We start from the raw sequence: 25,339 nt of genomic DNA on the forward strand, positions 1-25,339 counted from the left end.
GTACAATGTACGGCGCACTGGACATGAATATTTGCGCCTTGACTTAAGCTTACTTGTGTTTAAGCGTTTCATTTATCCAGTAAGGAGAGGGCTCTCCGCATGAAAGGTCTTTTACCTGGACTTGCGCTTCTTGGGCTTGCGGCATCTTCTTCTATTTCACTTGCCGCTACGCAAGGCGTGATCTTCAACGGATCGGTGGCTTCTGTCTGCGTGCTGACCGTCGGCTCCAACGGTACGATGACCGTCAGCCCAAATCTTCAATCGCTCAGCTCGCACAACAGCGGCGGCACGGCAGGCACGGCAAATCTTGCAACCACAGGCGGTGTCACGCTCAGCGTCGATTCCGCCGTGACCGGCGTGACCACGCCGGCTGCCGACAGCGGCACTATCGCCTGGACACCAACCTACGCGGTTTCCGGCGCGCATAATTTCCCCGAGGGCGGCGCTTCTCATGCGTTAGCGGGACCGGGTACGTCCGTGGTGACGGTCAATCTGGCCGGGGCCAAGACGGGCTCGGATACATTCGTGGCAGGCAACTACCAGGCGACGGTTACGGTTCGCTGCGAACCCTAGAGCGTTTCCGTTTTCACGGAAACGCCCTAACTCTTTGTTTTTACGCAATTCCGGACGAAAACCGTTACACACTTTTCCTGGAATTGCTCGAGTCCAGTTCGAAAGGGACAACGATGACCAGCAAGTGCCTGTATGGGCCCTTGGCCCTGTTGTGCGTGCTTCCGGGAGCGGTTTCAGCCCAGTCGATGTCGCCTATGCGCGGCGAAATCATGAGCTTCTCCAATGTCTTCGCCGTGCGTGTCTATCCGGCCAATCCCTACAAGCAACGCATCAAGATCTCGGTCCGTGTCTATGACCAGGACTTTTATCCGGTCGAAGACGCCCGTGTCAGCCCTTCCGAGTTCATGCTCGGAGGCGATGCCTCGCGCCCGGTTCTCGTCGTCGTTCCATTCAACGGCACGACCGAACGCAAAGTTCGAATCTGCACTGAAAGCATCCCGTTTCCAAATGATCAAACCCAGATAAGGGCACAGATATGCGGAAAATTTCTTGGACAAAGGCGCTCCTGACCACGCTTCCACTGACCGGGATCTGTGGATGGCAGGCCCATGCTGAGGACGTTTACAAGCTCGTCCAGAATCAGAACGGCTTCGACCTGCCTGGGGTGGCTCTCCCGCAAGGACAGGATGAGGTGCGCGCCGCAGACGGCACAACCTGCAGTTCCTCGATTTCCGGCTCCGGTGCTTATCTCGACATGGGTGTCATCAGGAACAGCGCCGCGGTCAGCACGCAGGACATGGCTGCTTACGGCAGGGTGGTGATCCCACTGGGCAGCAGGCCGAAACGACTGGATTGCTCCAAGCTCTATAACCTCGAAGTTGAACGCCTGCAGATAGAACTTGATCTCATGAAAATGGGCGTCGGTCCCGATGCCGGCATGTCCACCGCCTCGACCGCGCAGACTGCACCCGCCTCCACCACTGTGAAACGCCAGGTCAAGGCGCAGCGCAGGAGCAAGAACTGGGTGTCGGAGGGCTGGAGCGCGCGAGGTGACGGCAAATAGCGGAGCGCCCATGATGGCTTGCGAACCCTTGCGTATCGCTGTGCCGCGCCTGAGTGCGCTACTTGTGATGGCGGCGCTGGTCAGCAGTCCGGCCTACGCCGCCCTGGATGGCACCTGCACAATCATGGTGACGCGGACCGGGACGATGGTGACCAATGCCAACGCTTCCGTCTTGAGTTCCAAGCCGGCTGGCGGCGCTTACGCCGCGGCCTCGATCACCATTCAGCCCGGTGTTCTTGGAGTCTTGTGCAGCCTTGTCCAGTTGCTCAACTGCTTCGCCTTGACCGTGGTGCCGCCAGCAAGCTTTTCAAGCGCTCCCTCCGGCGGCGGCACCAATGTCAGCTTCAACACGGTGTTCCGCATCGACGGCAGCGCAACCGACCAGCCTCAGAATACGCCGGTCAAGGTGCTGAACGGCCCGCACAGCGTTCAGATCGACCTGATCGCGACCAAAAGCTCCGGCATCTACGCTTCCGGCAACTATCAGGGGACGGTGACACTCCGCTGCGAGTGAGGATTGCTTCGTCGTGTTCAACCGGCGCCTGTCCGGACCCCGACCATCCCTAACCGAGGCCGCCGGTATTATTTCAGTTTCTAAAATTTGTTTGCGCGCGAGATAGCGTTCTCTGCTATGGTTGACGACCCTATCGTCTGGCCGGCGGGACAATTGCGTGAGGCCAATCGAGACCAGATACGCGCGTAGCGGGGATGTGCGGATCGCCTATCAGGTGGTCGGTCAAGGCGCGCTCGACCTCGTCTTCGTGCCGGGCTTCATATCCAATCTCGACCTGCAATGGGAAGACGAGGGTTACAGCCGCCTGCTCAAACGGCTCTCCGCCTTCTCGCGACTGATCCTGTTCGACAAGCGCGGCACCGGCCTATCCGACCGCGTCGACAGCCATCGCCTGCCCAGCCTCGAAACCCGCATGGACGACGTGCGCGCGGTGATGGATGCCGCCGGCAGTGGCCGCGCGGCACTGCTCGGCGCCTCGGAAGGCTCGCCGATGGCGATGCTGTTCGCCGCCACCTATCCGGAGCGGATACGGGCGCTGGTTCTCTATGGCGGCTATGCACATTTCCACAAATGGGTGATGTCGCCGGAGCGTCTCGAAACCTTCCTCGAAACGGCCGAGACCTCGTGGGGCACTGGTGCCACCTTGCCCAATTTCGCGCCGGGGCGGCTGGACGACACGCATTTCATCCAATGGTGGGCTCGGTTCGAGAGGCTGTCGGCCAGTCCAACCGCGGCTGCGGCTCTTGCCTGCATGGATGCGGGGATCGACGTGCGCAGCATCCTTTCGTCGATCGGCGCACCGACGCTGCTCATCCACCGCCGCAACGACGTGCGCGTCGACCCGCAGGCCAGTCGCTTCCTCGCCAGGAAGATCCAGGACGCCCACCTCATCGAGATAGCCGGGCGCGACCATCCGGTCTGGACCGGGGACGTCGACCGGGTGTCCGACCTGATCGAGGAATTCCTGACCGGTCAACCGGCAGTGGCGGACACCGAGCGTGTGCTCGCTGCGCTGCTGGCAACGCGCATCTACGACACGGCCAAGCTCGGCGACCGCATGTGGAGCGAGCGGAGCCAGCGCTTCCATGAGACATGGCGGCTGCTGGTCGGCCGCCACGGAGGACGCGTCGCCGGCACGCATGGCGAGCTGATGATTGCGCGCTTCGACGGGCCTGCACGCGCCATACGCTGCGCGGCGGCGTTGCGCGAAGCGGCGCAGCAGATCGGGGTGGCCAGCGCGCAGGGCGTGCACGTCGGAGAGATCGAATTGCGCGGCCTGCCAGCCGGCCTGACAGCACGGGTCACAATGCAACTCGCCACCCATGCCGGGCGCGGCGACATCATCGCCTCGCGGCTCGTCGCCGAACTTGCGGTGGGCTCCGGCCTCCACTTCGTCGACGCAGGCCGCGTCAGCTTGGAAGAGCTGGGCGAACCACTGCCGGTGGTCCAGGCAACCTCGGAACAGCATCTGGAACCGGCCTGCCGTTCCAAGGCCAAGCCCGTGGAGCCGGCGATGCTGACGGCGCGGGAAAGCGAGGTGGTGAGCCTGATCGCCGACGGCAAGAGCAACGCGGCGATCGCCGCAGAACTGAAGCTCAGCGAGCATACGGTGAAGCGGCACGTCGCCAACATATTGCTCAAGCTCGACCTGCCGTCGCGGGCGGCAGCGGCGGCCTTTTCGGCCCGGCATGCTGGCCCGGACGGGCCATGAGAGCCATGGCGCTTTCGAGCGAAGCGCTCGGCACGCCTTGAGGATTACGATTTGTCCCCATGCAGGCCAGGCGATGTCGCCGTTACGGCACTGCGAATGGAGGATGAAATGCTGAGACTGATTGGCAAGACCGGATTGCTGACATTGGCGGCAGCTGCGTTGCTGGCCGTCACACCGGCGCAGGCCGAAGATGCTTCGGCAACCGCCGCCTACAAGGACATCCAGGCCACGCTCGGCTCGGTGCCCGACATGTTCAAGACATTGCCGGACGTGGCCGTGGCCGGCGCCTGGGCCGAGATCAAAGGGGTCCAGCTCAATCCCAACACCGCGCTCGACGGCAAGACCAAGGAACTGATGGGGCTCGCGGTGGCCGCACAGATCCCCTGCCAGTACTGCATCTACTTCCACACGCTGGCAGCCAAGGCCAATGGCGCGAGCGACGAAGAGATCAAGGAGGCCGTGGCGATGGCGGCGATCGTGCGCCACTGGTCGACGATGCTCAACGGCAGCCAGGTAGACCTCGCGACCTTCAAGAAGCAGACCGACGAACTGCTCGCTGCCGCCAAGGCGAAGTCGCAGTGATTACAGCCGCCCGGCGATGGGCGCCGGGCAGCATCCGATCAACTCGAACACCCCAGTCAAACGGGTATGGAGATGAAAATGCTGACCAAGACAAAAGCAGTGGATGGCGCGGCGATCAAGAAGGCGATCGAGAGCCGTGACGGCAAATTGCTGTCGAGCTTCTACGCCGACGATGCGCTGGTGCGGGTGATGGACCGCAACAATCCGCCGAGCAAGCCGCGCGAGATCCGCGGCCGCGCGGCGATCAGCACCTTCTGGGACGACATCTGCAGCCGGGCCATGACCCACAAGGTCGACACCACCATTGCCGAGGGCGACAGCCTCGCCTTCACCCAGGCCTGCGCCTATCCGGACGGCACCAAGGTGTTCTGCGCGGCGACACTTGAGCTGAAAAACGGCCTCATCGCGCGGCAAACGGTCGTGCAGGCCTGGGACGAATAGACCGGCAGTGGAGCCTGCCCATCCCGATCCCGTCGGGATGGGGCTCTGTTTCAGCGGTTGACCACGACCTTCGTGCTCAGGCCGCAAACCATGGGAGGAGAACCAGCATGTTCAGCGCCAGATGGCAGATCGACGCCAAATTCGGTCACAAGCAAACCGTGCTTGAGATGATGCGGCAATGGGAACGCGAGATCGGCTCCCAGGTCGACATCGCCGAGCTCAAATTCCAGATCATGACCGGATCGATCGGCGCGCGCGAGGCGACGATCGAGACGCATCACCAGGTCGAGAGCCTCGCCCGACTGGAGGAGTTCTTCGCCAAGATCGCCAAGATCGACGCCCACGCCAAATGGGGCAAGGAGATAGAGCCCTATGTCGTCTCGGGCTCCAGCCTCTGGCAGATCTTCCGGGTGGTGGAGTAGCACCCACTCTTCCTTCTCCCCGTTCACGGGGAGAAGGAAGCCCGAAAGGCCGGATAAGGGGCAGATCCCGGCGAGTTCGTGCAGCCCCTCATCTGCCTGGAGCGTTTCCGTTTTTCACGGAAACGCGGAAACGCTCCAACTTTTTGTTTTACGCAATTCCGGACGGAAAACCGTTACACACTTTTCCTGGAATTGCCCTACCCATGCGCCACCATCACGTGGCGCACGGCGGTGTAGTCTTCCAGCGCGTAGACCGACATGTCCTTGCCGTAGCCGGACTGCTTGAGGCCGCCATGCGGCATCTCGTTGGTCAGCATGAAGTGGGTGTTGATCCAGGTGCAGCCATATTGCAGGCGGGCGGCGGTGGCCATGGCGCGCGAGATGTCCTTGGTCCACACCGACGAGGCAAGACCGTAGTCGCTGTCATTGGCCCAGCCGACCGCTTCGTCGACATCCGAGAAGCGGGTGATCGACACAACCGGCCCGAACACCTCGCGGCGTACGATCTCGTCATCCTGCAGGGCGCCGGCAACGACCGTCGGCTGGAAATAGAAACCCGAACCATCGCCCGGCTTGCCGCCCGTGGTGATCTCGATGTGCTTCAGCTCCGAGGCACGCTCGACGAAGGAAGCGACGCGGTCGCGCTGGCGCCGCGAGATCAATGGTCCGATCTCGTTTTCGGTGTCGTCTGCCTGATCGAATTTGATGGTCGATACCGCCGAAGAAAGCTGGGAGACCAGCTTGTCGTAGATCTTCTTGCCGGCATAGATGCGGCAGGCGGCGGTGCAGTCCTGGCCGGCATTGTAGTAGCCGAAGGCGCGCAGGCCGGTGACGACGGCGTCGAGATCGGCATCGTCGAAAACGATGACCGGCGCCTTGCCGCCGAGTTCCAGATGCGTGCGCTTGACCGACTTGGCGGCTGCCTGCAGCACCTTCTTGCCGGTGGCGATGTCGCCGGTGATCGAGATCATGTTGATCTTGGGATGATTGATGAGCGGGCTGCCGACGCTTTCGCCACGGCCGAGCACGACGTTGACGACGCCCTCCGGCAGGAGGTCGGCCAGGATGCGGGATAGTTTCAGCGCGGTGAGCGGCGTCTGCTCCGACGGCTTGAACACCACGGTGTTGCCGCCGGCAATGGCTGGCGCCAGCTTCCACGCCATCATCATCAGCGGATAGTTCCAGGGCGCGATCGAGGCGACGATGCCGATCGGATCGCGGCGGATCATCGAAGTGTGGCCGGGCAGATATTCGCCCGCCACCTGGCCGGGCATCGAACGCACCGCACCGGCGAAGAAACGATAGCAGTCGACGATGGCCGGTATCTCATCGTTCAGCACGGCATTGATCGGCTTGCCGCAGTTCAGCGCCTCGAGCGCGGCGAACTCCTGCGCCTCGGCCTCGATGCGGTCGGCGATCTTGAGCAGGTAGGCGGAGCGCTGCGCCGGCGTGGTGCGCGACCACGTGGCGAAAGCCTTCTCGGCTGCAGCGACGGCGCGCTCGATCTGCGCCTCGCTCGCTTCCGGCAGGCTAAGGATGGTGGCGCCGGTGCGCGGGTTCAGCACGGCTTCCTCGGCCTCGGCGCCCTTTTCGAACGCGGCACCGATCAGCATTTCAGTGTTCATTGTCGTACTCCCGTTTCTTTCGTGGGAGCGGGCAGGGAGTAGTGAAATAGTGAGTAGGGAATAGGAGCGCTCTTTTCGTCGCTGCGAAAGCAGCCTCCCTATCAACCACTCACTATCTCACTACTCCCTACTCGCTGATTTTCATTTCCCCGCCCCCGCGACCTGGTCGCCGTCGCGGGTGAGGTAATAGGCAAGCAGGATGGGCAGCAGCGTCACCAGCACGACGACCATGGCCACCACATTGGTGACCGGGCGCTGGCGTGGCCTGATCAGTTCCTCCAGCATCCAGATCGGCAGCGTCTGCTGCTGGCCGGCGGTGAAGGTGGTGACGATGACCTCGTCGAAGCTCAGCGCAAAGGCAAGCATGCCGCCGGCAAGCAGAGCTGTCGCGATGTTGGGCAGCACGACATGCCGGAAGGTCTGGAAACCATCGGCGCCGAGATCGTAGGACGCCTCGATCAGCGAACCCGAGGTGCGGCGGAAGCGGGCGACGGCGTTGTTGTAGACCACCACCACGCAGAAGGTGGCGTGGCCAAGCACGATCGTCCAGAACGAGAAAGGTATCTCGGTCAGTGCAAAGGCCGAGCGCAGCGCGATGCCGGTGATGATGCCGGGCAGCGCGATCGGCAATATGACCAGCAGCGACACCGTTTCGCGGCCGAAGAAGCGTGAACGCGAGACAGCCGCCGCACACAGGGTGCCGAGGATCAGGGCAACCAGCGTCGAGATCGCCGCGACGCGGACCGAAAGCGACAGCGCTTCCCACACATCCGGCCGGTTCCAGGTGACGGCGAGCCATTGGGTGGTGAGGCCGGGCGGCGGCCACTGGTAGCTCTTCTCTTCGGTGGTGAAGGCATAGATGAAGATCAGCAGGATCGGCAGGTGCAGGAAAAGCAGGCCACAGGTGGCGGCGATCTTCAGGCCGAGCGGGGCCGACTGGCTACGGTCAGAGCGCATCGAAGGCTCCCATGCGCTTGGCGCCCCACAGGTAGAAACCCATGATGACGATGGGCACCACCGCGAAGGCGGCGGCCAGCGGGATGTTGCCGGCGGTGCCTTGCTGCGAATAGACGGCCTGGCCGATGAACAGGCGCGACGTGCCGATGATCTGCGGCACGATGTAGTCGCCCAGCGTCAGCGAGAAGGTGAAGATCGAGCCGGCGACGATGCCGGGCAGCGCCAGCGGAAACAGAACATTGCGAAAGGTTTGTCCCGGCGAGGCGCCGAGATCCGACGAGGCCTCGACCAGATTGCCGGGCACGCGTTCCAGCGCTGCCTGCATCGGCAGGATCATGAACGGCAGCCAGACATAGACGAAGGCGATGAAGGTACCGGTTGCCGACACCGACAGCGAGTTGCCGCCGACATAAGGCAGCGCCAGCCAACCGTCGAGAAGCCAGAGCAGGTGCAGTTTGGCGAGCAGCCAGGTGAGGATGCCTTCCTTGGCAAGGATCAGCTTCCAGGCATAGACCTTGACGAGATAGCTCGACCAGAGCGGCAGCATCACCGCCAGGTAGAACAGCGCCTTCCAGCGGCCCTGCGCGTAGCGGGCGGCGTAATAGGCAATGGGAAATGCGACCGCGATGGAGGCCAGCGTCACCAGGGCCGCCATCGTTACCGTACGCACGATGATGTCGAAATTCGCCGGCTGCAACAGGTCGGCATAGGTCTTCAGAGTGAACTGCCGGTTGATGAGGCCCGAGAATTCGTCGATCGAGAAGAAGCTCTGCAACAGCAAGGCAAGCAGCGAGCCGATATAGACGACGCCGAGCCAGAGCAGCGGCGGCATCAGCATCAGCACGAGCAGGAAGCGGGGCCGGCGCCAGAACAGGTCGGACAGCGCTCCCAGCATGCCGCCGCGGGCGGGCAGGATCGCCGAGACAGGCGCGTCGCGCGTTGCGGTGACGGAAGCGATGCTCATGGCGCTTCGTCCATCAGGTGGATGGCGTCGCGGTTGAAGGTGAAGGCAACGGCATCGCCCTGCTCCGGCACCGCCGTGCCCGATGGCACGCTGGCATGCAGGCGCAACCCTTCCGTGTCGAGCGCCAGCCGCGTGGCGGCGCCGAGATAGCTGACACCGGAAACCCGCGCCTGAATGGCGTCACTGCCCGTCTCGCGCGTGATGCGGATCGCCTCCGGACGCAGGCTTCCCCAGCGGCGCTGGCCTGCGTAACGCTGCACGAAATCCGGCGGCAGCACGTTGGAGGAGCCGACGAAATCGGCGACGAAGCGTGTCTTCGGGCGCTGGTAGATTTCCTGCGGCGAGCCCACCTGCATGATCCTGCCTTCGTTGAAGACGGCAACACGGTCGGCCATCGACAAGGCCTCGCCCTGATCGTGGGTGACGAAGACGAAGGTGATGCCGAGCGCCTTCTGCAGCGACTTCAGTTCTTCCTGCATGTTCTCGCGCAGCTTGAGATCGAGCGCGCCGAGCGGCTCGTCGAGCAGCAGCACCTTGGGCTGGTTGACCAGCGCACGCGCCAAAGCGACGCGCTGACGCTGACCGCCGGAAAGCTGGCCCGGACGGCGGGCGCCATAGCCCGGCAATTGCACGAGCGCCAGCGCCTCTTCGGCGGCCTTCAGGCGCTCGGCCTTGCCGATGCCCTTGACCATCAAGCCGTAGGCGACATTGTCGAGCACGTTGAGGTGCGGAAACAGCGCATAGTCCTGGAAAACGGTGTTCACGTTGCGCCGGTAGGGCGGCACGCCCTCGGCGCGTTCGCCGAAGATCGAGATTGTGCCGGCGGTGGGCTGCTCGAAACCGGCGATCAGGCGCAGGCAGGTCGTCTTGCCCGAACCGGAAGGGCCAAGCATGGCGAAGAACTCGCCGGCGGCGATGTCGAGGTCGAGCGCGTCGACGGCTTTTACCGCGCCGAAGTGACGGGCCACTTTCTGGAAGGAAACAGCTGGGGTCATCTCATCTGCGATCATTGTTTCGAACGATCATGCCTGACCTGGCGGCTCGACAGCCGTTGGGCAGACGCGGTCACCTCCCATCACGGGGAGGCAGCGCCAAAGGGCGGGTGAAAGCTCAGGTCCGCGCGGCTCCCAACCCGCCCCTCAGGGGCGATCCTCCCCGATTACGGGGAGGGAGGGAGATCAACGCCCGCCGATGACGCCGATGTAGTCCGAGACCCAGCGATAGTAAGGCACGCACTGGTCATTCTGGCTGGCGCATTTCGAAGTCGGGGTGCGCCAGAACTTGATCTTCTCGAACTGGTCGTAGCCGTTGGTCTTGCAGCCTTCGTCAGTCAGCAATTCATTGCCCTTGCAGGCGGCCGGCACGACGGGGAGAGAACCGAACCAGGCCGAGACATCACCCTGCACCTTCGGCGAAAGCGAGTGTTCGAGCCACATATAGGCGCAGTTCGGATTGGCGGCGTCGGCCTCCATCATGGTGGTGTCGGCCCAGCCGGTGGCGCCCTCTTCCGGGATGGTCGAGGCGACCGGCTGCTTGGCGGCAACCAGCGTATTCACCTGGAACGGCCACGAACCCGAGGCGACGACGCCTTCGTTGCGGAAGTCATCGACCTGGATGGCGGCGTCATGCCAGTAACGGCCGACCAGAGTGCGCTGCACGCGCAGCAGGTCGAGCGCAGCCTTGTACTGATCCTCGGTCAGCTCGTACGGGCTCTTGATGCCAAGGTCGGGCTTGTGCGCCATCAGGTAGTTGGCGGCGTCGGCGATATGGATGGGGCCGTCATAAGCCTGGACGCGGCCTTTGTTGGACTTGCCGTCGGAAAGCGTCTGCTCCTCGAAGACGACATTCCAGCTCTTCGGCGCTTCCTTGAAGACGTTGGTATTGTACATCAACACGTTCGGGCCCCATTGGTAGGGCACGCCATAGTGCTTGCCATCAACCGTGAACCAGGGTGCATCCTTGATGCGGTCGTCGACCGTCTTCCAGCTCGGGATAAGGTCGGTGTTGATGGGCTGCACGCGCTTGCCGGCAACGAGGCGCAGCGAAGCGTCGCCGGAGGCGGTGACGAGGTCGAAACCGCCCTCGTTCATCAGCGAAACCATTTCGTCGGAGGTGTTGGCGGTCTTGACGTTGACCTTGCAGCCCGACTTCTTCTCGAAGTCCGAGACCCAGTCATAGGCCTTGTCGGTTTCGCCGCGTTCGATGTAGCCCGGCCAGGCGATGATGTTGAGCTGGCCTTCGCCCTTGCCGACTTCCTTCAAGGCTTCCTGCGCCACGGCCTGACCGGCAAAGGTCAGCGCGATCGTCAGGGCAGTGCATGATTTGAGGAAAGAATTCATCGTCGTCTCCCATCTCAGGGGCCGCGCTCTGACGGCGGCTTCGCTCCCTGCAATGGAAGGTGTCTTGAAAAAGCCGCTTTCGCAAATTCATTTATCAGAAAGGCGATATCGGTTTTTCCGATAGCTTATGACCTTCCCCCGACTATTGCCGCTGCCGGATTGTGCGCTGCGATTGCGCGATGCCGATGAAGTCGCGCGCCGGCTGTGCCAAGGCCGAGCCGCGGCGCCAGACCATGCCGACCTGGACCACGGGCAGCGAGCCGGAAACATCACGCGATTCAATACGATCGCCTTCCAGCGACCATGGGCGATAGATCAGGTCCGGCAGCAGGGCCACGCCCGCGCCGGTGGCGACGAGACTGCGCACGGCCTCCACAGAACGGGTGCGGAAAGCGACATGCGGTCTGGCGCCGATCGCGGCCAGAAGCTTGCCGGTGTTCTCCTCGATCTCGTCGATGGTCAGCATGATCAGCGGTTCGCTGACGATGTCGCCGACGCCGATGATATCGGCACCGGTCAGGCGATGCCCGAGCGGCATCCACAGGCGATAGGCCGAGACCTCGAGGATTTCCGATTGCAGCGCGGTGCGGTCGCGCAGGTTCGAAATCACCATCACCGCGACGTCGAGCTTGCCGCCGACCAAAAGGTGTTCGAGATAATCGCCATTGTCCTCGATCGCCGAAATATCGACGCTGGGATAGGCGCGGCGATAACGCGCCAGGATGTCGGACAGGACATAACCCGCAACCAGCGAAGTGACGCCGAGCTGCAGACGGCCCTTGGTCTGTTCCTGCTCGCCCAGGAAGGTGCGGCGCGCATCCGACACGTCGGACAGGATCTTGGTTGCGTGGCGCAGGAACTGGTGTCCCTTGTGCGTGATGTTGAGGCCGCGTGAATGGCGCTCGAACAGCTCGACGCCAAGGTCGCTCTCCAGCTCCTTGACCGCTTCGGTGACGGAAGATTGCGAAATGGACAGTTTCTGCGCGGCCCGCGAGACGGAGCCCTGGTCCGCGACGGCGACGAAGAACTGGAGCTGCCTGAGCGTGAATGCCATGTGCTGAATAAACACCGGCGCAGGCGGGAAGAAAAGCCGTCAGCCGCCGGCCAGTTCCGCTCGCCGGCGGCGCACAGACCGATAGCGCAGGAGCAGGAAGAACGTCACTTCCACCAGCACGACGATGGCGATGATGCGGAAGCCAATGGAAACCAGGTTGTGGTCGCCACCGCGCAGCAGATAGCCGATGAGCAGGAACGACGAATTCCAGATCATCGCGCCGAGCAGCGTAGCCGAGGCGAAAGGCAGGATGGCCAGCCGCAGCGCACCGGCACCGATGCCGAGATAATTGCGCACCGTTGGAATGAGCTGCGCCACCAGCGAAGCAGCAAAAGCCCTGCGGCGATAGGCTTCGGCCAGCCTGCGATAGGTTGCAAGCGGCAGAAAGACATATCTGCCGAACCGGCCGACCAGCGCCTCGGCACGCTCCTCGCCGAGGCGGCGGCCCATCATGTACCAGAACAGCGAGCCCAGGGTGGACCCGGCGACGGTGATCGCCAGCAGCAACTCCAGCCGATCGAGACCCGGCGCCGCCGTCATGCCGAGAAACAGCAGCACGATGTGTGACGGCGGCGCCGGAAAGATCTTCTCGACCGACGCGACACAAAACACGCCGAGAAGTCCGGAACCCAGGACGACTTGCAGTGATCCGGTCACGCGTAACGCCAGTCGTATGACTTGACGATCGGAATGCGGCTGATGCGGTAGACCGTGGCCGGCGGGAAATTGCGCAGCGTATGGCCGACACGGCTGGCCTTCAGATCGAGCTGGTCGAGCATGCTCTGGTCGATCGGGCAGCGCAGGCCAAGCGTGAACTGATAAAGAGAGGCACCTGGCCGCAAATTGGCGAAAACGCCTTCCAGGATCAATCGCGTGCGGCGCGGCGAGATCAGCCGGAACGGCAGGCCGCTGACAGCGGCACCCACCACAGGCCCGTTGTAGAGCGCCAGGTGGCGCAAGCCGGTAGCGTCCATTTCGAAGATGCGCGCCGCAGGGAAGCGCTTGGTGAGCATGGCGGCGAAATCGCTGTCGGCCTCGACCAAAGTCAGATCCTGTTCGCGCACGCCGCGCTCGATCAGGGCCCGCGTGAAGGGGCCGGTACCGGGTCCAAGTTCCAGCACGGGACCGGTATCCGGACCGATCTCGCGGGTCATGAGCCCAGCCAGGGTAGAGCCCGAAGGCGCGACCGATCCGATCCTGAATGGCGCCGCCGCCCAGGCCATCAGAAAGGAGAAAGCGTCGTTGGTGTGCATATCAATCCTCGATCCGAAATCGAACTGCCGGCGAATCGAACGCCAGCCGATGCAGCGCTGTTTGCTGCCGCTGGATTGCATAAACATTGCGGAAATTGGCGCTCCGGTATGAAAAACGCGTTCTGGACACTCACATCGTTTTGCCATGTTTACGCAATGTTGAGATCGTAGCCCGCCGTGACGAGCTCCATGACAAGAGACGACAATGCGTATCCTTCTGGTCGAGGATGAACAGGAAATGGCTTCGGCGCTGCGCGTGGCGCTCAAGCGCCACGACATGGTCACCGACCATGCCGCCTCGCTTCTCGAGGCTGAAGACTTCGTGGCGACCGACAGCTACGACGCGATCCTGCTGGACCGCCAGCTGCCCGACGGCGACGGGCTTTCCCTGGTGACCAAGCTGCGGGCCGGAGGCAGTGCTACGCCCGTGCTCGTCCTGACGGCGCGCGGCGACACCGCCGACAAGGTCGACGGGCTGAATGTCGGCGCCGACGATTATCTGGCCAAGCCCTTTGCCTTCGAGGAACTGATGGCCAGGCTGCGCGCGTTGCTGCGCAGGCCGGCGACGGTGCATTCCCAGGTGATCCGCGCCGGCGACCTCGCCTTCGACGTCGGCCACCGCGAGGCCAGCATCCGCGGCGAGCCGATGGCCTTGCCGAGACGCGAATTGCTGGTGCTGGAGGCGCTGATGCGGCGCATGGGCCGCATGGTGCAGCGCGAATCCCTGATGGAGGCGGTGTTCGGCCTCGACGACGAAATCCAGTCCAACGCCCTCGACACGCACGTCTCGCGCCTGCGCCGCAAACTGGCCGAGGCCGGCGTCGGGGTGACGATCAACGGGGTGCGCGGTGTCGGCTACCTCCTGCGCGAAACCTCATGATCTTCCGTAAGCCCCGCCGCCCCCGCTCGCTGAAATGGAGCCTGGTGCTGCGCATAGCGCTGCTTCAGGGTATCCTGATCACGCTGCTCGTCCCCCTGCTGATCGTCGCCCTCATCTGGTTCGGCGTGGCCAGCATGAACGACTATGAAGGCGGCACCGCCGACGTGATCAAGGACGCGCTGACCCGCGATGCCGGCGGCAAGCTGGCGCTCAAGCCGACGCGTGAACTCGAAGAGTTGCGCCGAACGGAAAAAGGCCTCTGGTATGTCGTGCGCGACAAGCAGGGCAATGTGCTGAAGGAAGGTACGATCCCGCCGGCACTCGCCCCATTCGCAAGCCAGCTCGACAACATCAGCGAGGCCCGCTTCTCATGGAAGATGGGGAAGGTCGACCGGCCCGCGGGCATCGTGGTGTGGGAAGACAACACCGGGGCGGGAGCGGTGCAGATCCTGGCCGGCACCGAAGGCCGGCTTTCATGGAGCCGCCTGGCATTTGCCGCCTGGGACTTCTTCCTGGTCGTCATCCTGCCGGTGGCCGGCGTCATGGCGCTGGCGACACTGTTCGTGACGCCCTGGGTCGTGCGTGGCGCCCTGCGTGGCCTCGGGGCGGCGGCCAGCGAAGCCGGACAGATCGACATCGACAAGCGCGGCGTGCAGTTGCCCCTCAAGGGCGTGCCGATGGAGGTGACGCCGCTGGTCAATGCCGTGAACGAGGCACTGGTGCGGCTGGACAATGGCTATGAGCGCCACCGCCGCTTCCTTACCGATGCCGCGCATGAGCTGCGCACCCCGGTTGCCATCCTCAACACCCGCGTCGCTTCCCTGCCGCCAACGCCGGAACGCGCGCGCGTGCTGCGCGACGCCGCCAGGCTTTCCACACTGACCGACCAGTTGCTCGACCTGCAGCGGCTTGGGCGCCAGGTCGATCGCTTCACGAAGGTCGATCTCGTTGAAATCGCCCGCAGCGTCGTCGTCGACATGGCGCCGATCGCCTTTTCATCCGGCTATGAAATGGCTTTCGAGCCTGCCGTCGAGAAGCTGGCAGCTACCGGCGATCGCGCCTCGATAGAACGTGCAGTGACCAGCCTCGTTCAGAACGCCATCGAACATGGCGGCAATCGCGGCAGGATCACCATCAGCGTCTTCAGGCCGGCGGCCATCGAAATCCTGGACGAAGGCGAAGGCGTGCCCGAGGACGAACGCAAGAAGATCTTCCAGCCATTCTATCGCCTGCGTCCGCATGACCATGGCGCCGGGCTCGGCCTCAACCTGGTGCAGGAGATCATGCAACTGCATGGCGGCCGCATCGAGGTGCTGGACGGCTTTCCGGGCGCGCTGTTCAGGATGACGTTTCCAGAACGGCAGAAGGGAGCCGCGACGTCGCGGGGAGCATGTTGAAGTGGAGGTGCCGATACGCCTAGTTGAGGGCGGGGGCAGGAACCGGCGTCAGGTTGCCCCTGGCCACCGACAGGAGCGAGGAAACCAGCGACTGGCGCTCCTGTTCCGAAAGGACCTGGAAATCGAACAGGCTGGCGCTGCGCATGCCTTCGACCGCGAAATAGGTGAGAAGCAGAGCCTTGAAATCGGGGGTTTCCGCTTTCAACCGGTCGAACAGCTCACGCTGGAAGATGCGGATGGGCGCGAGGAAATCCGGATTCTCGGCGATCGCCGAGAAAATCCAGGCGGAAGGCGGCTGGTCTTCCTCGAACTTCTTCGCGGAGAGTTTCACATAGGCCGCCAGGAGATTGCCCTGGGCACAGTCCCGCCTGGCCGTTTCCAGCGCTTCCTGGAACTCCTGCAGGTGATGCTCGACCAGTGCCTGCATCAGCTTTGCCTTGGTTGGAAAATTGTAGAGAAGGCCGCCCTTGGAGACGCCGGCGCGTTGTGCCACGGCATCCAGCGACAAATTGCCCGGTCCCGACTCACGCGCCACATCGGCAGCGGCTGCCAGGATTTTGTCGCGTGAGTTTGCTCGTGGTTTCTTCATCTCTGTCGCCTATAAGACACACTAGACCCAATTGACAAGACCGTCCAGACGGTACAGTAAGGCGTCGAAAAAATCACAGCCGGGGTTTCGTACAAAACACACCCGGCTATTTTGATTCAATTGTCATTGCCACGCGCCGTCTGAGGGATCCCATGATCAAGCGCTTTATCATTCGTTTCATTTTGCTTGTCCTCGTGGCCGCGGTGGCCGGCGGCATCATCTGGTTCAACTTCTTCCGCGACAAGATGATCGCCGGGTTCTTCGCCAACATGCCGGCGAACGTGCTGACGGTCTCGGCCAAGAAGATCGAGCCGACCACCTGGACACCGGGCATCGAGGCCATCGGCACCGTCGGCGCCTCGATGGGTGTCAACCTGACGATGGAAACGTCGGGCGTGGTCAAGGAGATCCTGTTCAAGGCCAACGACAAGGTCGAGAACGGCCAGTTGCTGGTGCGTCTGGACGATGCGGTGGAACAGGCCGACCTGATCGCGGCCAAGACCAAGGCAACGCTCGATCAGCAGGCGCTGGCGCGCGCCCAGGCGCTGCGCAAGACCGGTGTCGGCACCGAGGCTGCGCTGGATACCGCCAATGCCAATGCCGAGACTTCGGTCGCCCAGGTTGCCAAGGCGCAGGCCCAGGCGGACCTCAAGCTGCTCAAGGCACCGTTCGGTGGCGTCGCCGGTATTCCGAAGATCGAGCTCGGCCAGTATGTCGCGCCCGGCAACGCCATCGTCACCCTGCAGGACTTGGAGACGATGCGCGTCGACTTCACCATTCCTGAGCAGCAGCTCGAGAAATTGAAGGTCGGCCAGCCCGTCACCTTCGGCCCGACCTCCGACGACATGTCGTTCAAGGGCGTGGTCACCGGCATCGACCCCAAGATCGACCCGAGCAGCCGCCTGGTTTCGGTACGCGCCCGCATCGACAATCCGGAAGGGCGCCTGAGCCCCGGTCAGTTCGTGCAGGTGCGCGTCGAGCTGCCGAAGGAAGACAATGTCATCACCGTTCCGCAGACCGCGCTGACCACCAGCCTCTACGGCGACTATGTCTACACCGTCACTCCGGCCAAGCCGAAGGAAGGTGAAGCAAAGCCCGCCGAGGGCGCCAAGCCAGCCGACGGTGCTGCCGAGCAGAAGCCGGCAGAAGGCCCACAGCTTGTCGCCAACCAGGTCTTCGTCAAGGTCGGCCGTCGCTTTGGCGGCGTCGCCGAGATCGTCGAGGGCGTCAAGGCCGACGATCAGGTTGTCACCGCCGGACAGAATCGGTTGAGCAACGGCGCGCTGGTGAAGATCGACAACACGGTCGACCCCAGCAAGCCGGCAGAGCAGAAGGCTTCCGCCCAATGAGTTTCTCTGACCTCTTCATCAAACGACCCGTCCTGTCGACGGTGCTCGGCGCCATGATCCTGCTCGTGGGTATCCAAGGCATCTTCAATCTGGCGATCCGCCAGTATCCGAAGGTCGAGGAAACCGCGATCACGGTCACGACCGCTTATCCCGGCGCCAGCGCCGACCTGATCCAGGGCTTCATTTCGGCCCCGATCGCGCGCGCCGTCGCCTCGACGGAAAACATCGACTACGTCACGTCTTCCAGTGCGCCTTCTGCCAGCACCGTGACGGTCAACATGAAGCTCGGCTCCAATCCGGACGTCGCGCTGGCTGAAGTCCTGTCCAAGGTGCAGGGCGTGCGCGGCGACCTGCCTTCGGAAGCCAAGGACCCGGTGATCGTCAAGGGCACCGGCGACTCGTTCGCGATGATGTACATCTCGATGCAGAATCCGAACATGACGAAGGAGCAGCTGACCGAATACATCGAGCGTGTCGTGCGGCCGCGCATCACCACGGTCGAAGGCGTCGCCGACGTCAAGATCTTCGGCGCCCAGCAATATTCGATGCGCGTGTGGATCGACCCGGTCAGGCTGGCCTCGCGCGGCGTCACCGCAGCGGAGGTGGTGACGGCGATCAACAATTCGAACTTCCTGTCGGCTCCGGGCAAGACCGAGAACGAATATGTGATCTCGTCGATCACCGTGCGTTCGACCCTGCAGACGCCGGAAGCCTTCTCGGCCCTGCCGATCCGGTCGGTCGACGGCAATGTCGTTCGCCTGCGCGACGTGGCGCGCGTCGAGCTGGGTGCGGAAAACACCGACACACGCGTGACCTTCAACGGCAAGCCGGGCACCTTCCTGGCCATCTTCCCGACGCCGGCAGCCAATCCGCTGACGACGGCGGAAGCCATCCAGAAGCTGGTGCCGGTCATCCAGGACACGCTGCCGAAAGGCATGACGATCGAGGTCGTCTACGACTCCACGGAGCAGATCAGCGCCTCGATCGAGGAAGTGTTCAAGACCATCGGCGAGGCCGTTGCCATCGTCGTGGTGGTCATCCTGCTGTTCCTCGGTTCGTTCCGTTCGGTGCTGATGCCGATCATCACGATCCCGCTGTCGCTGATCGGCGTCTGCTTCATCCTCTATTTCATGGGCTACTCGATCAACCTGCTCTCGCTGCTCGCCATGGTTCTGGCGATCGGCCTGGTGGTCGATGACGCGATCGTGGTCGTGGAGAACATCCACCGCCACATCGAGGAAGGCATGACGCCGATGCAGGCCGCGTTTGCCGGCATGCGCGAAATCTTCTCGGCTGTCGTGGCCATGACGATCACGCTGGCGGCTGTGTTTGCGCCGCTCGCCTTCACCGGCGGCCTGACCGGTTCGCTGTTCCGCGAATTCGCGGTGACGCTGGCCGGCGCTGTGGTCATCTCCGGCCTCGTCGCCGTGACGATCACGCCGATGATGTCGGCGCGGCTTCTCACGGCCGGCTCGCACAGCCGGTTCCAGAGGATCGTGGACGGCACCTTCACGCGTGTCGAAAACGTCTATGAGCGGCTGGTCCACCGGTCGCTCCAGGCACGCTGGGTGACGCTGCTGATCGTCATCGCCCTGGTCGGGGTGACGGGTTTCATGTTCACCAAGACCTCGAGCGAACTGGCGCCGGAAGAAGATCAGGGCTTCCTGCTCTCGATCGTCACCGGTCCGCAATACGCGACCTCGGACTATACCGAGAAATACGTCAACCAGATGCTCGACCTGGTTAAGGACATTCCGGAAACACGCGCGCTGTTCTCGGCAGTTGCCTTCGGCAGCGCCACCAACAGCGCCTTCGTCGGCTTCGCCTTCAAGGACTGGGCCGATCGCGTACGCTCGTCGAAGGAACTCCAGGCCGACATCACGGAACGCCTGAAGAAGGTTGCCGGCGTGGAAGCCTTCGTGTTCGCGCCGCCGACATTGCCGGGTTCCGGTGGCGGCCTGCCGGTCGGCCTCGTCGTCCGTTCGACGGGCGAGTCCTCGAAGGTGTTCGAAGTGGCTGAGGAGATCAAGCAGAAGGCGCAGGCTTCCGGCCGCTTCATCGTCGTGCAGAACTCGATGTCGTACAACGCGCCACAGACCTCGATCACCATCGATCGCGATCGTGCCGCCGCGCTCAACATCCCGATCAGCGACATCGGCCGCACGCTGACGCTGCTGGTCGGTGGCAACGAGGTGGCCAAGTTCGACCGCGACTCCAACGCCTACAAGATCATCCCGCAGGTGCCGATCATCTATCGCGACAACCCGGCAAAGCTCGGCGACTATTTCGTACGCAGCGTGACGGATGAGATGGTGCCGCTGACCTCGGTGGTGAAGATCGATACCAACGCATCGCCGGCAGCGATCGAGCAGTTCAACCAGTTGAACTCGTCGACGATCACGGCGCTGCCGATGCCGGGCGTGACCACCGGCGACGGCCTGAAGACGATCGAGGATATCGCCAAGGCGAGCATGCCCGACGGTTTCTTCATCGACTACACCGGCCAGTCGCGGCAGGAGAAGGAGCAGGGCAACACGATCATCATCGCCTTCGTGGCCGCGATCATCGTGATCTACCTGGTGCTGGCGGCGCAGTTCGAGAGCTTCCGCGACCCGCTCATCATCATGATGTCGGTGCCGCTGTCGATCTTCGGCGCCATCCTGCCGCTGAACCTGATCAACGGCGGTATCGCCGGGGCCACGCTGAACATCTACACACAGGTGGGACTAATCACGCTGATCGGCCTCATCACCAAGCACGGTATTCTCCTGGTGGAGTTCGCCAATCAGCAGCGCGAAGAACACGGCCTGTCGATCCGGGAGGCCATCGTAGCCTCGGCAAAGGTCCGCCTGCGCCCGATCCTGATGACCACCGCCGCCATGGCGCTGGGCGTGGTGCCGCTGATCACCGCCCAGGGTGCGGGTGCCGCCGCCCGCTTCTCCATGGGTCTGGTGATCTTCACCGGTATCCTGGTGGGCACCTGCTTCACGCTGTTCGTGGTGCCGATGTTCTACACATTCCTGGCGCATCGGGGCCACGCTCCCGAGCAACAGCCGGGGACGGCAGTGCCGGCGCCCGCGGAATAAGCGACGGGCAAACACAAAAAGACAGGGCGCCGGAGCAATCCGGCGCCCCTTTTTGTTTGGGGGGAAATCGCTGCAGGCGCGACGCCCCTTCTCCCCTTGTGGGAGAAGGGAAAACACATCAGCCTCTGGCCGCCGCCTCCAGCGCGGCGATGTCGATCTTCACCATCTTCATCATCGCCTGCATCACGCGGCCTGCCTTCGCCTGATCCTTGTCCTTCAGCAGCTTGGGCAGCATGTCGGGCACCACTTGCCAGGAAATGCCGTACTTGTCCTTCAGCCAGCCGCACTGGACCTCCTTGCCGCCATCGGCGGTCAGTCTGTTCCAGTAGTGATCGACTTCTTCCTGGTCCTTGCAGTCGATACTCAGCGAAATCGCATCGTTGAAGGTCGCGTGCGGACCGCCGTTCAGCGCCTGGAAGCGCATGCCGTCCAGTTCGAAATCGGCGACCAGCAAGCTGCCCTCGGGGCCATGGCCATCCTTGCCCCAGCGCGTTTCGCTGACGATCTTCGAATTCTTGAAAATGGACGAATAGAATTTGATCGCGTCCTCGGCATCGTTGTTTTCGAACCAGAGGCAAGCGGTGATCTTCTGCATGATCTTCTCCTGAGAGGTCCCGTTTCGAATATTTTGCGGCGGCTCTGGGTGCGACTCAAAGGCCGAAATACGCCACCGTCACATCAAGGACGGGCTTGGTCGCTGCGATCCGACAGGCGCCTGGAACTTTTCTGCAAAGGGCAGCCCTATTGGGGTCGCATTTCCGTGAAGTCGGCTTTGTCGCAAAACCGTGGCCAGACTGGATCATGGCGTATATAACGCCAGCTTCCTATCTACGTTTATCGCACAGGAACGTGCCGTACAGGCATCAAGGACAGTACCCATGCCAGCCTATCGCTCCCGAACCACCACTCATGGCCGCAACATGGCCGGCGCCCGCGGCCTGTGGCGCGCCACCGGCATGAAGGACTCGGATTTCGGCAAGCCGATTATCGCGGTGGTGAACTCCTTCACCCAGTTCGTGCCAGGCCATGTGCATCTCAAGGACCTCGGCCAACTGGTCGCCCGCGAAATCGAGGCAGCCGGCGGCGTGGCCAAGGAATTCAACACGATCGCCGTCGACGACGGTATCGCGATGGGCCATGACGGCATGCTCTATTCGCTGCCGAGCCGCGAAATCATCGCCGACAGCGTCGAATACATGGTCAATGCGCACTGTGCCGATGCCATGGTCTGCATCTCCAATTGCGACAAGATCACGCCCGGCATGCTGATGGCGGCGATGCGGCTGAACATCCCGGCCGTGTTCGTCTCCGGCGGCCCGATGGAAGCCGGCAAGGTGGTGTGGAAGGACAAGGTGACCGCCGTCGACCTGATCGACGCCATGGTGGCCGCCGCCGACGACAAGGTTTCCGATGAGGAAGTCCAGGTCATCGAGCGCTCCGCCTGCCCGACCTGCGGCTCATGCTCGGGCATGTTCACCGCCAATTCGATGAACTGCCTGACCGAAGCGCTCGGCCTTTCGCTGCCGGGCAATGGTTCGACGCTCGCCACGCATGCCGACCGCAAGCGGCTGTTCGTCGAGGCCGGCCATCTCGTCGTCGATCTTGCCCAACGCTACTACGAGCAGGACGACGAAAGCGTGCTGCCGCGCAACATCGCCGCCAAGCCGGCCTTCGAGAATGCGATGGCGCTGGACATCGCCATGGGCGGTTCGACCAATACCGTGCTGCACATCCTCGCCGCCGCATTGGAAGGCGGCATCGACTTCACCATGGACGATATCGACCAGCTGTCGCGCAAGGTTCCGGTGCTTTCCAAGGTCGCGCCCGCCAAGGCGGACGTGCACATGGAAGACGTGCACCGTGCCGGCGGCATCATGGCCATCCTTGGCCAGCTCGACAAAGCCGGACTGATCAATCGCAACCAGCCGACCGTGCATACAGAAACGATCGGCGAAGCGCTTGATCGCTGGGACATCTCCCGCACCACCGCCGAAAACGTGCGCAAGTTCTACATGGCCGCGCCCGGGGGAGTGCCGACCCAGGTCGCCTTCAGCCAGGACCGCCGCTGGGACGAGCTCGACCTCGACCGCGAAAAGGGTGTCATCCGCTCCGCTGAACACGCCTTCTCGAAGGATGGCGGCCTCGCCGTGCTGAAAGGCAACATCGCGCTCGACGGCTGCGTGGTGAAGACCGCCGGCGTGGACGATTCGATCCTGAAGTTCACCGGCCCGGCCAAGGTCTATGAGAGCCAGGACGCGGCGGTGAAGGCCATCCTCGGCAACGAGGTGCAGGCCGGCGACGTGGTGGTGATCCGCTATGAAGGCCCGAAGGGCGGGCCCGGCATGCAGGAAATGCTCTATCCGACCAGCTATCTGAAGTCGAAGGGGCTCGGCAAGGCCTGCGCGCTGTTAACCGACGGGCGCTTCTCCGGCGGCACGTCCGGCCTGTCGATCGGGCACGCCTCGCCGGAAGCGGCGACCGGCGGCGCCATCGGCCTGGTGCGCGAAGGCGACCAGATCGCCATCGACATCCCCGGCCGCACCATCAATCTTCTGGTCAGCGACGAGGAACTGGCGGCGCGCCGCAAGGAGCAGGACGCCAAGGGCTGGCAGCCTGCCGAGAAGCGCAAGCGCAATGTGACGCCGGCGCTGCGCGCCTACGCTGCCTTTGCGCTCAGCGCCGACAAGGGCGCGGTCCGCCACGTGCCGGAATAAGCGCTACCAACAGCATTTCCCGGGCGATCCGATCGCCCGGGACGGTTTTCCGTCCGGAATTTCGTAAAAACAAAGAGAGCGTTTCCCGTCTCCGTGAAAACGGAAAGGCTCTATGTCTGCATCAGATAAAGCTTGCGGGTCGTCTCGATGATCCGCCACTCGCCCTTCCAGCCTTTCGGCAACACCAGCAGGTCGCCCGGACCGAGGATGCGTGACTGCCCTTGATGGTCCCGCATCTCGGCCTTGCCCGAGACGATGTGACAGATCTCCGTCGAATCCGAGCGGTCGGCGGTGAAACGGCCCGGCGTGCATTCCCAGACCCCGACGTCCAGCCTGCCGTCCGGCGAACTCCACAGCGACGTCGCCGCCTCCATCTGGTTGCCCTCGATGGAGGTCAGCTTGGGCACCGGCGTACCCAGTTCGACACCGGCGAGGCTTTTGAAAGTCTCCAGATCGATCATGCTCATTCCCAACGTTCGTGAAAACTCAGTGTCCCGTGATGCGGTCGGCGATCGCCGCCAGCCGGGAGGAATGCTGCAAACCGCGCTCCTCGCGCTCGTCGGCGATGCGGTAGAGCTGGTACATGGAATGGACCCCAAGCCACCGCAACGGCTCGGGCTCCCACTTGCGCACCTGACGATTGACCCAGGGCAGACGCACAAGTTCGGTATCGCGACCGAGGATGAGGTCGGTCAGCGTGCGGCCGGACAGGTTTGAACTCGACACGCCCAGGCCCACATAGCCGCCAGCCCAGCCGATCCGCGTCTTCGGATCGAGGCCGACCGTGGTGCACCAGTCGCGCGGGACGCCCAATACGCCGCACCAGGCATGGTCGATGCGCAGATGGGCGGCCTGCGGCAGCAGGCGCTTCAGGATGGCGTGCAGCTTGTCGATGGTCGCCTGCTGGGTCTGTCCATTCACATCCGTTGCAGAACCATAACGATACGGCACGCCACGCCCACCCATAGTGATGCGGCCTTCGCGGGTGCGTTGCGCATAACAATAGGCGTGGGCGGCGTCGCCGAGGAGCTCGTGGCCGGCCCAGCCGATCTTTTCCCAGAGCTCGTCCGGCACCGGCTCGGTGACGATCTGCGCGCTGTTGAGCGCGAGCCAGGTGCGCTCCTGCCCAGGCAGGCCGGCGCTGAACCCTTCGGTCGCGCGAATGATGGTCCGGGCTTTCACCGTGCCGCGATTGGTCGAAACGACACCCGGTTCGATGTCCGTGACGGTGGTCTGCTCGTAGATCGCGACACCCAGCCGTTCGACCGCCTCCGCCAGGCCGCGCACCAGTTTTGCCGGCTGCACGCGCGCCTGACCGTTGATGACATAGCCGCCGAGCACATTGTGTATGTTGATGCGTGCTTTCGCCTGGGCCGCATCGAGCCATTCCAGCCTGGAAGGGTTGAAGTCCCAGGACCGCGTTTCTTCAAATTCGGATTTGGCTCGCTCCAGCTGCGGACCGTTGGTTGCGACGGTCAGGTTGCCGGTGCGTCGGATGTCGGCGTCGATGCCTTCCTTGTCCGTCACGCGGATGACCTCGTCGACGGTGCCGGCCATCGCCTTCTGCATGGCGATCACGCTTTCACGGGTGGATGTCTTCAGATATTTCTCCCGCGACCAGCCGAAGCCGCCGGAAAGCCAGCCGCCGTTGCGCCCCGAGGCGCCAAAGCCGGCGAATTCGCGTTCCAGGATGGCGATGGAAAGGTCGGGCTTCGCCTGCTTGAGATAGTACGCCGTCCAGAGCCCGGTATAGCCGGCGCCGACGATCGCGACGTCGACCTCGAGATTGCCCGGCATGGGCGGCCGCGGCGCTGGCCGGCCGCCTATGTCGGCATACCAGAACGAGATGTCGCCGTTGCGTTCAGCATGCATGGTGAAGGTCTTCC

General features: G+C 63.2%; 25 protein-coding genes. 13 read left to right on the forward strand and 12 right to left on the reverse strand.

The features are described 5' to 3' along the window. The first annotated feature begins 99 nt into the window (after positions 1-99). From AO692_RS23515 to AO692_RS23550, 8 genes are all read left to right on the forward strand, one after another. Positions 100-573, forward strand: a complete 474-nt coding sequence (locus AO692_RS23515) for a hypothetical protein (RefSeq protein ID WP_054312497.1) — start codon at positions 100-102, stop codon at positions 571-573. Positions 574-686: 113 nt separating this feature from the next. Continuing rightward, positions 687-1,082 carry a hypothetical protein gene (locus AO692_RS23520; protein WP_054312498.1) on the forward strand — a complete coding sequence of 132 codons (396 nt, stop codon included), beginning with the start codon at positions 687-689 and terminating at the stop codon, positions 1,080-1,082. Between the two features lie 122 nt (positions 1,083-1,204). Then, a complete protein-coding gene (locus tag AO692_RS23525) occupies positions 1,205-1,576 on the forward strand; it encodes a hypothetical protein (protein WP_348271475.1) in 372 nt (123 codons plus the stop codon). Positions 1,577-1,589: 13 nt separating this feature from the next. Continuing rightward, positions 1,590-2,090, forward strand: a complete 501-nt coding sequence (locus tag AO692_RS23530; protein WP_054312655.1) for a hypothetical protein — start codon at positions 1,590-1,592, stop codon at positions 2,088-2,090. Positions 2,091-2,247: 157 nt separating this feature from the next. After that, complete coding sequence (locus AO692_RS23535; protein ID WP_054312500.1) at positions 2,248-3,801, forward strand: alpha/beta fold hydrolase; 1,554 nt, start codon at positions 2,248-2,250, stop codon at positions 3,799-3,801. A 108-nt stretch (positions 3,802-3,909) separates the two neighbouring features. After that, positions 3,910-4,383, forward strand: a complete 474-nt coding sequence (locus tag AO692_RS23540) for a carboxymuconolactone decarboxylase family protein (RefSeq protein ID WP_054312501.1) — start codon at positions 3,910-3,912, stop codon at positions 4,381-4,383. A 78-nt stretch (positions 4,384-4,461) separates the two neighbouring features. After that, positions 4,462-4,824, forward strand: a complete 363-nt coding sequence (locus AO692_RS23545; protein ID WP_054312502.1) for a nuclear transport factor 2 family protein — start codon at positions 4,462-4,464, stop codon at positions 4,822-4,824. A gap of 107 nt (positions 4,825-4,931) precedes the next feature. Beyond that, positions 4,932-5,246, forward strand: coding sequence for a hypothetical protein (locus AO692_RS23550; protein ID WP_054312503.1), 315 nt, complete (start codon positions 4,932-4,934; stop codon positions 5,244-5,246). 197 nt (positions 5,247-5,443) lie between these two features. On the opposite strand, the gene AO692_RS23555 is transcribed toward AO692_RS23550, so the two are convergent. The 8 genes from AO692_RS23555 to AO692_RS23590 form a co-directional block, all read right to left on the reverse strand. Next, the gene (locus AO692_RS23555) at positions 5,444-6,871 is read right to left on the reverse strand and encodes a gamma-aminobutyraldehyde dehydrogenase (RefSeq protein ID WP_054312504.1); all 1,428 of its coding nucleotides are present in this window, start codon (positions 6,869-6,871) and stop codon (positions 5,444-5,446) included. Positions 6,872-7,012: 141 nt separating this feature from the next. Beyond that, on the reverse strand, positions 7,013-7,828 hold the full coding sequence (locus tag AO692_RS23560) for an ABC transporter permease (RefSeq protein WP_054312505.1): 816 nt from the start codon (positions 7,826-7,828) through the stop codon (positions 7,013-7,015). Then, on the reverse strand, positions 7,818-8,792 hold the full coding sequence (locus tag AO692_RS23565) for an ABC transporter permease (protein WP_054312506.1): 975 nt from the start codon (positions 8,790-8,792) through the stop codon (positions 7,818-7,820). The genes AO692_RS23560 and AO692_RS23565 overlap by 11 nt, the downstream gene beginning before the upstream one ends. Beyond that, a complete protein-coding gene (locus AO692_RS23570; protein ID WP_054312656.1) occupies positions 8,789-9,787 on the reverse strand; it encodes an ABC transporter ATP-binding protein in 999 nt (332 codons plus the stop codon). The genes AO692_RS23565 and AO692_RS23570 overlap by 4 nt, the downstream gene beginning before the upstream one ends. A gap of 183 nt (positions 9,788-9,970) precedes the next feature. Next, the gene (locus AO692_RS23575) at positions 9,971-11,131 is read right to left on the reverse strand and encodes an ABC transporter substrate-binding protein (RefSeq protein ID WP_054312507.1); all 1,161 of its coding nucleotides are present in this window, start codon (positions 11,129-11,131) and stop codon (positions 9,971-9,973) included. A gap of 142 nt (positions 11,132-11,273) precedes the next feature. Then, complete coding sequence (locus AO692_RS23580) at positions 11,274-12,185, reverse strand: LysR substrate-binding domain-containing protein (RefSeq protein WP_054312508.1); 912 nt, start codon at positions 12,183-12,185, stop codon at positions 11,274-11,276. Positions 12,186-12,224: 39 nt separating this feature from the next. Then, on the reverse strand, positions 12,225-12,842 hold the full coding sequence (locus AO692_RS23585; protein ID WP_054312509.1) for a DedA family protein: 618 nt from the start codon (positions 12,840-12,842) through the stop codon (positions 12,225-12,227). Then, positions 12,839-13,438, reverse strand: coding sequence for an rRNA adenine N-6-methyltransferase family protein (locus tag AO692_RS23590; RefSeq protein WP_054312657.1), 600 nt, complete (start codon positions 13,436-13,438; stop codon positions 12,839-12,841). The genes AO692_RS23585 and AO692_RS23590 overlap by 4 nt, the downstream gene beginning before the upstream one ends. Before the next feature lie 205 nt (positions 13,439-13,643). Here AO692_RS23590 and AO692_RS23595 point away from each other — a divergent pair, with 205 nt between their 5' ends. Next, positions 13,644-14,318 (forward strand): response regulator transcription factor, encoded by a 675-nt coding sequence (locus AO692_RS23595; RefSeq protein ID WP_054312510.1) that lies wholly within the window; start codon positions 13,644-13,646, stop codon positions 14,316-14,318. After that, positions 14,315-15,715, forward strand: a complete 1,401-nt coding sequence (locus AO692_RS23600; RefSeq protein ID WP_054312511.1) for a HAMP domain-containing sensor histidine kinase — start codon at positions 14,315-14,317, stop codon at positions 15,713-15,715. Before AO692_RS23595 ends, AO692_RS23600 begins: the two co-directional genes overlap by 4 nt. A 19-nt stretch (positions 15,716-15,734) precedes the next feature. On the opposite strand, the gene AO692_RS23605 is transcribed toward AO692_RS23600, so the two are convergent. Continuing rightward, a complete protein-coding gene (locus AO692_RS23605; RefSeq protein ID WP_054312512.1) occupies positions 15,735-16,304 on the reverse strand; it encodes a TetR/AcrR family transcriptional regulator in 570 nt (189 codons plus the stop codon). 152 nt (positions 16,305-16,456) lie between these two features. On the opposite strand from AO692_RS23605, the gene AO692_RS23610 reads away from it, so the two are divergent. Next, positions 16,457-17,653 (forward strand): efflux RND transporter periplasmic adaptor subunit, encoded by a 1,197-nt coding sequence (locus AO692_RS23610; RefSeq protein ID WP_054312513.1) that lies wholly within the window; start codon positions 16,457-16,459, stop codon positions 17,651-17,653. Next, the gene (locus AO692_RS23615) at positions 17,650-20,739 is read left to right on the forward strand and encodes an efflux RND transporter permease subunit (RefSeq protein WP_054312514.1); all 3,090 of its coding nucleotides are present in this window, start codon (positions 17,650-17,652) and stop codon (positions 20,737-20,739) included. Before AO692_RS23610 ends, AO692_RS23615 begins: the two co-directional genes overlap by 4 nt. 118 nt (positions 20,740-20,857) lie before the next feature. On the opposite strand, the gene AO692_RS23620 is transcribed toward AO692_RS23615, so the two are convergent. Continuing rightward, the gene (locus tag AO692_RS23620; protein WP_054312515.1) at positions 20,858-21,334 is read right to left on the reverse strand and encodes a VOC family protein; all 477 of its coding nucleotides are present in this window, start codon (positions 21,332-21,334) and stop codon (positions 20,858-20,860) included. A 283-nt stretch (positions 21,335-21,617) separates the two neighbouring features. Between AO692_RS23620 and ilvD the strand changes: the two genes are divergently transcribed. Next, positions 21,618-23,453 carry a dihydroxy-acid dehydratase gene (ilvD, locus tag AO692_RS23625; RefSeq protein WP_054312516.1) on the forward strand — a complete coding sequence of 612 codons (1,836 nt, stop codon included), beginning with the start codon at positions 21,618-21,620 and terminating at the stop codon, positions 23,451-23,453. A 110-nt stretch (positions 23,454-23,563) separates the two neighbouring features. Here the strand turns inward: ilvD and AO692_RS23630 are convergent, their stop codons facing one another. Both AO692_RS23630 and AO692_RS23635 read right to left on the reverse strand, forming a co-directional pair. After that, positions 23,564-23,920 carry a cupin domain-containing protein gene (locus AO692_RS23630; protein WP_348271476.1) on the reverse strand — a complete coding sequence of 119 codons (357 nt, stop codon included), beginning with the start codon at positions 23,918-23,920 and terminating at the stop codon, positions 23,564-23,566. 19 nt (positions 23,921-23,939) lie between these two features. Continuing rightward, a complete protein-coding gene (locus tag AO692_RS23635; protein WP_054312517.1) occupies positions 23,940-25,325 on the reverse strand; it encodes an FAD-binding oxidoreductase in 1,386 nt (461 codons plus the stop codon). Positions 25,326-25,339 lie beyond the last annotated feature (14 nt).

Source organism: Mesorhizobium sp. 1M-11, from assembly GCF_001303895.1.
GTDB lineage: Bacteria > Pseudomonadota > Alphaproteobacteria > Rhizobiales > Rhizobiaceae > Mesorhizobium.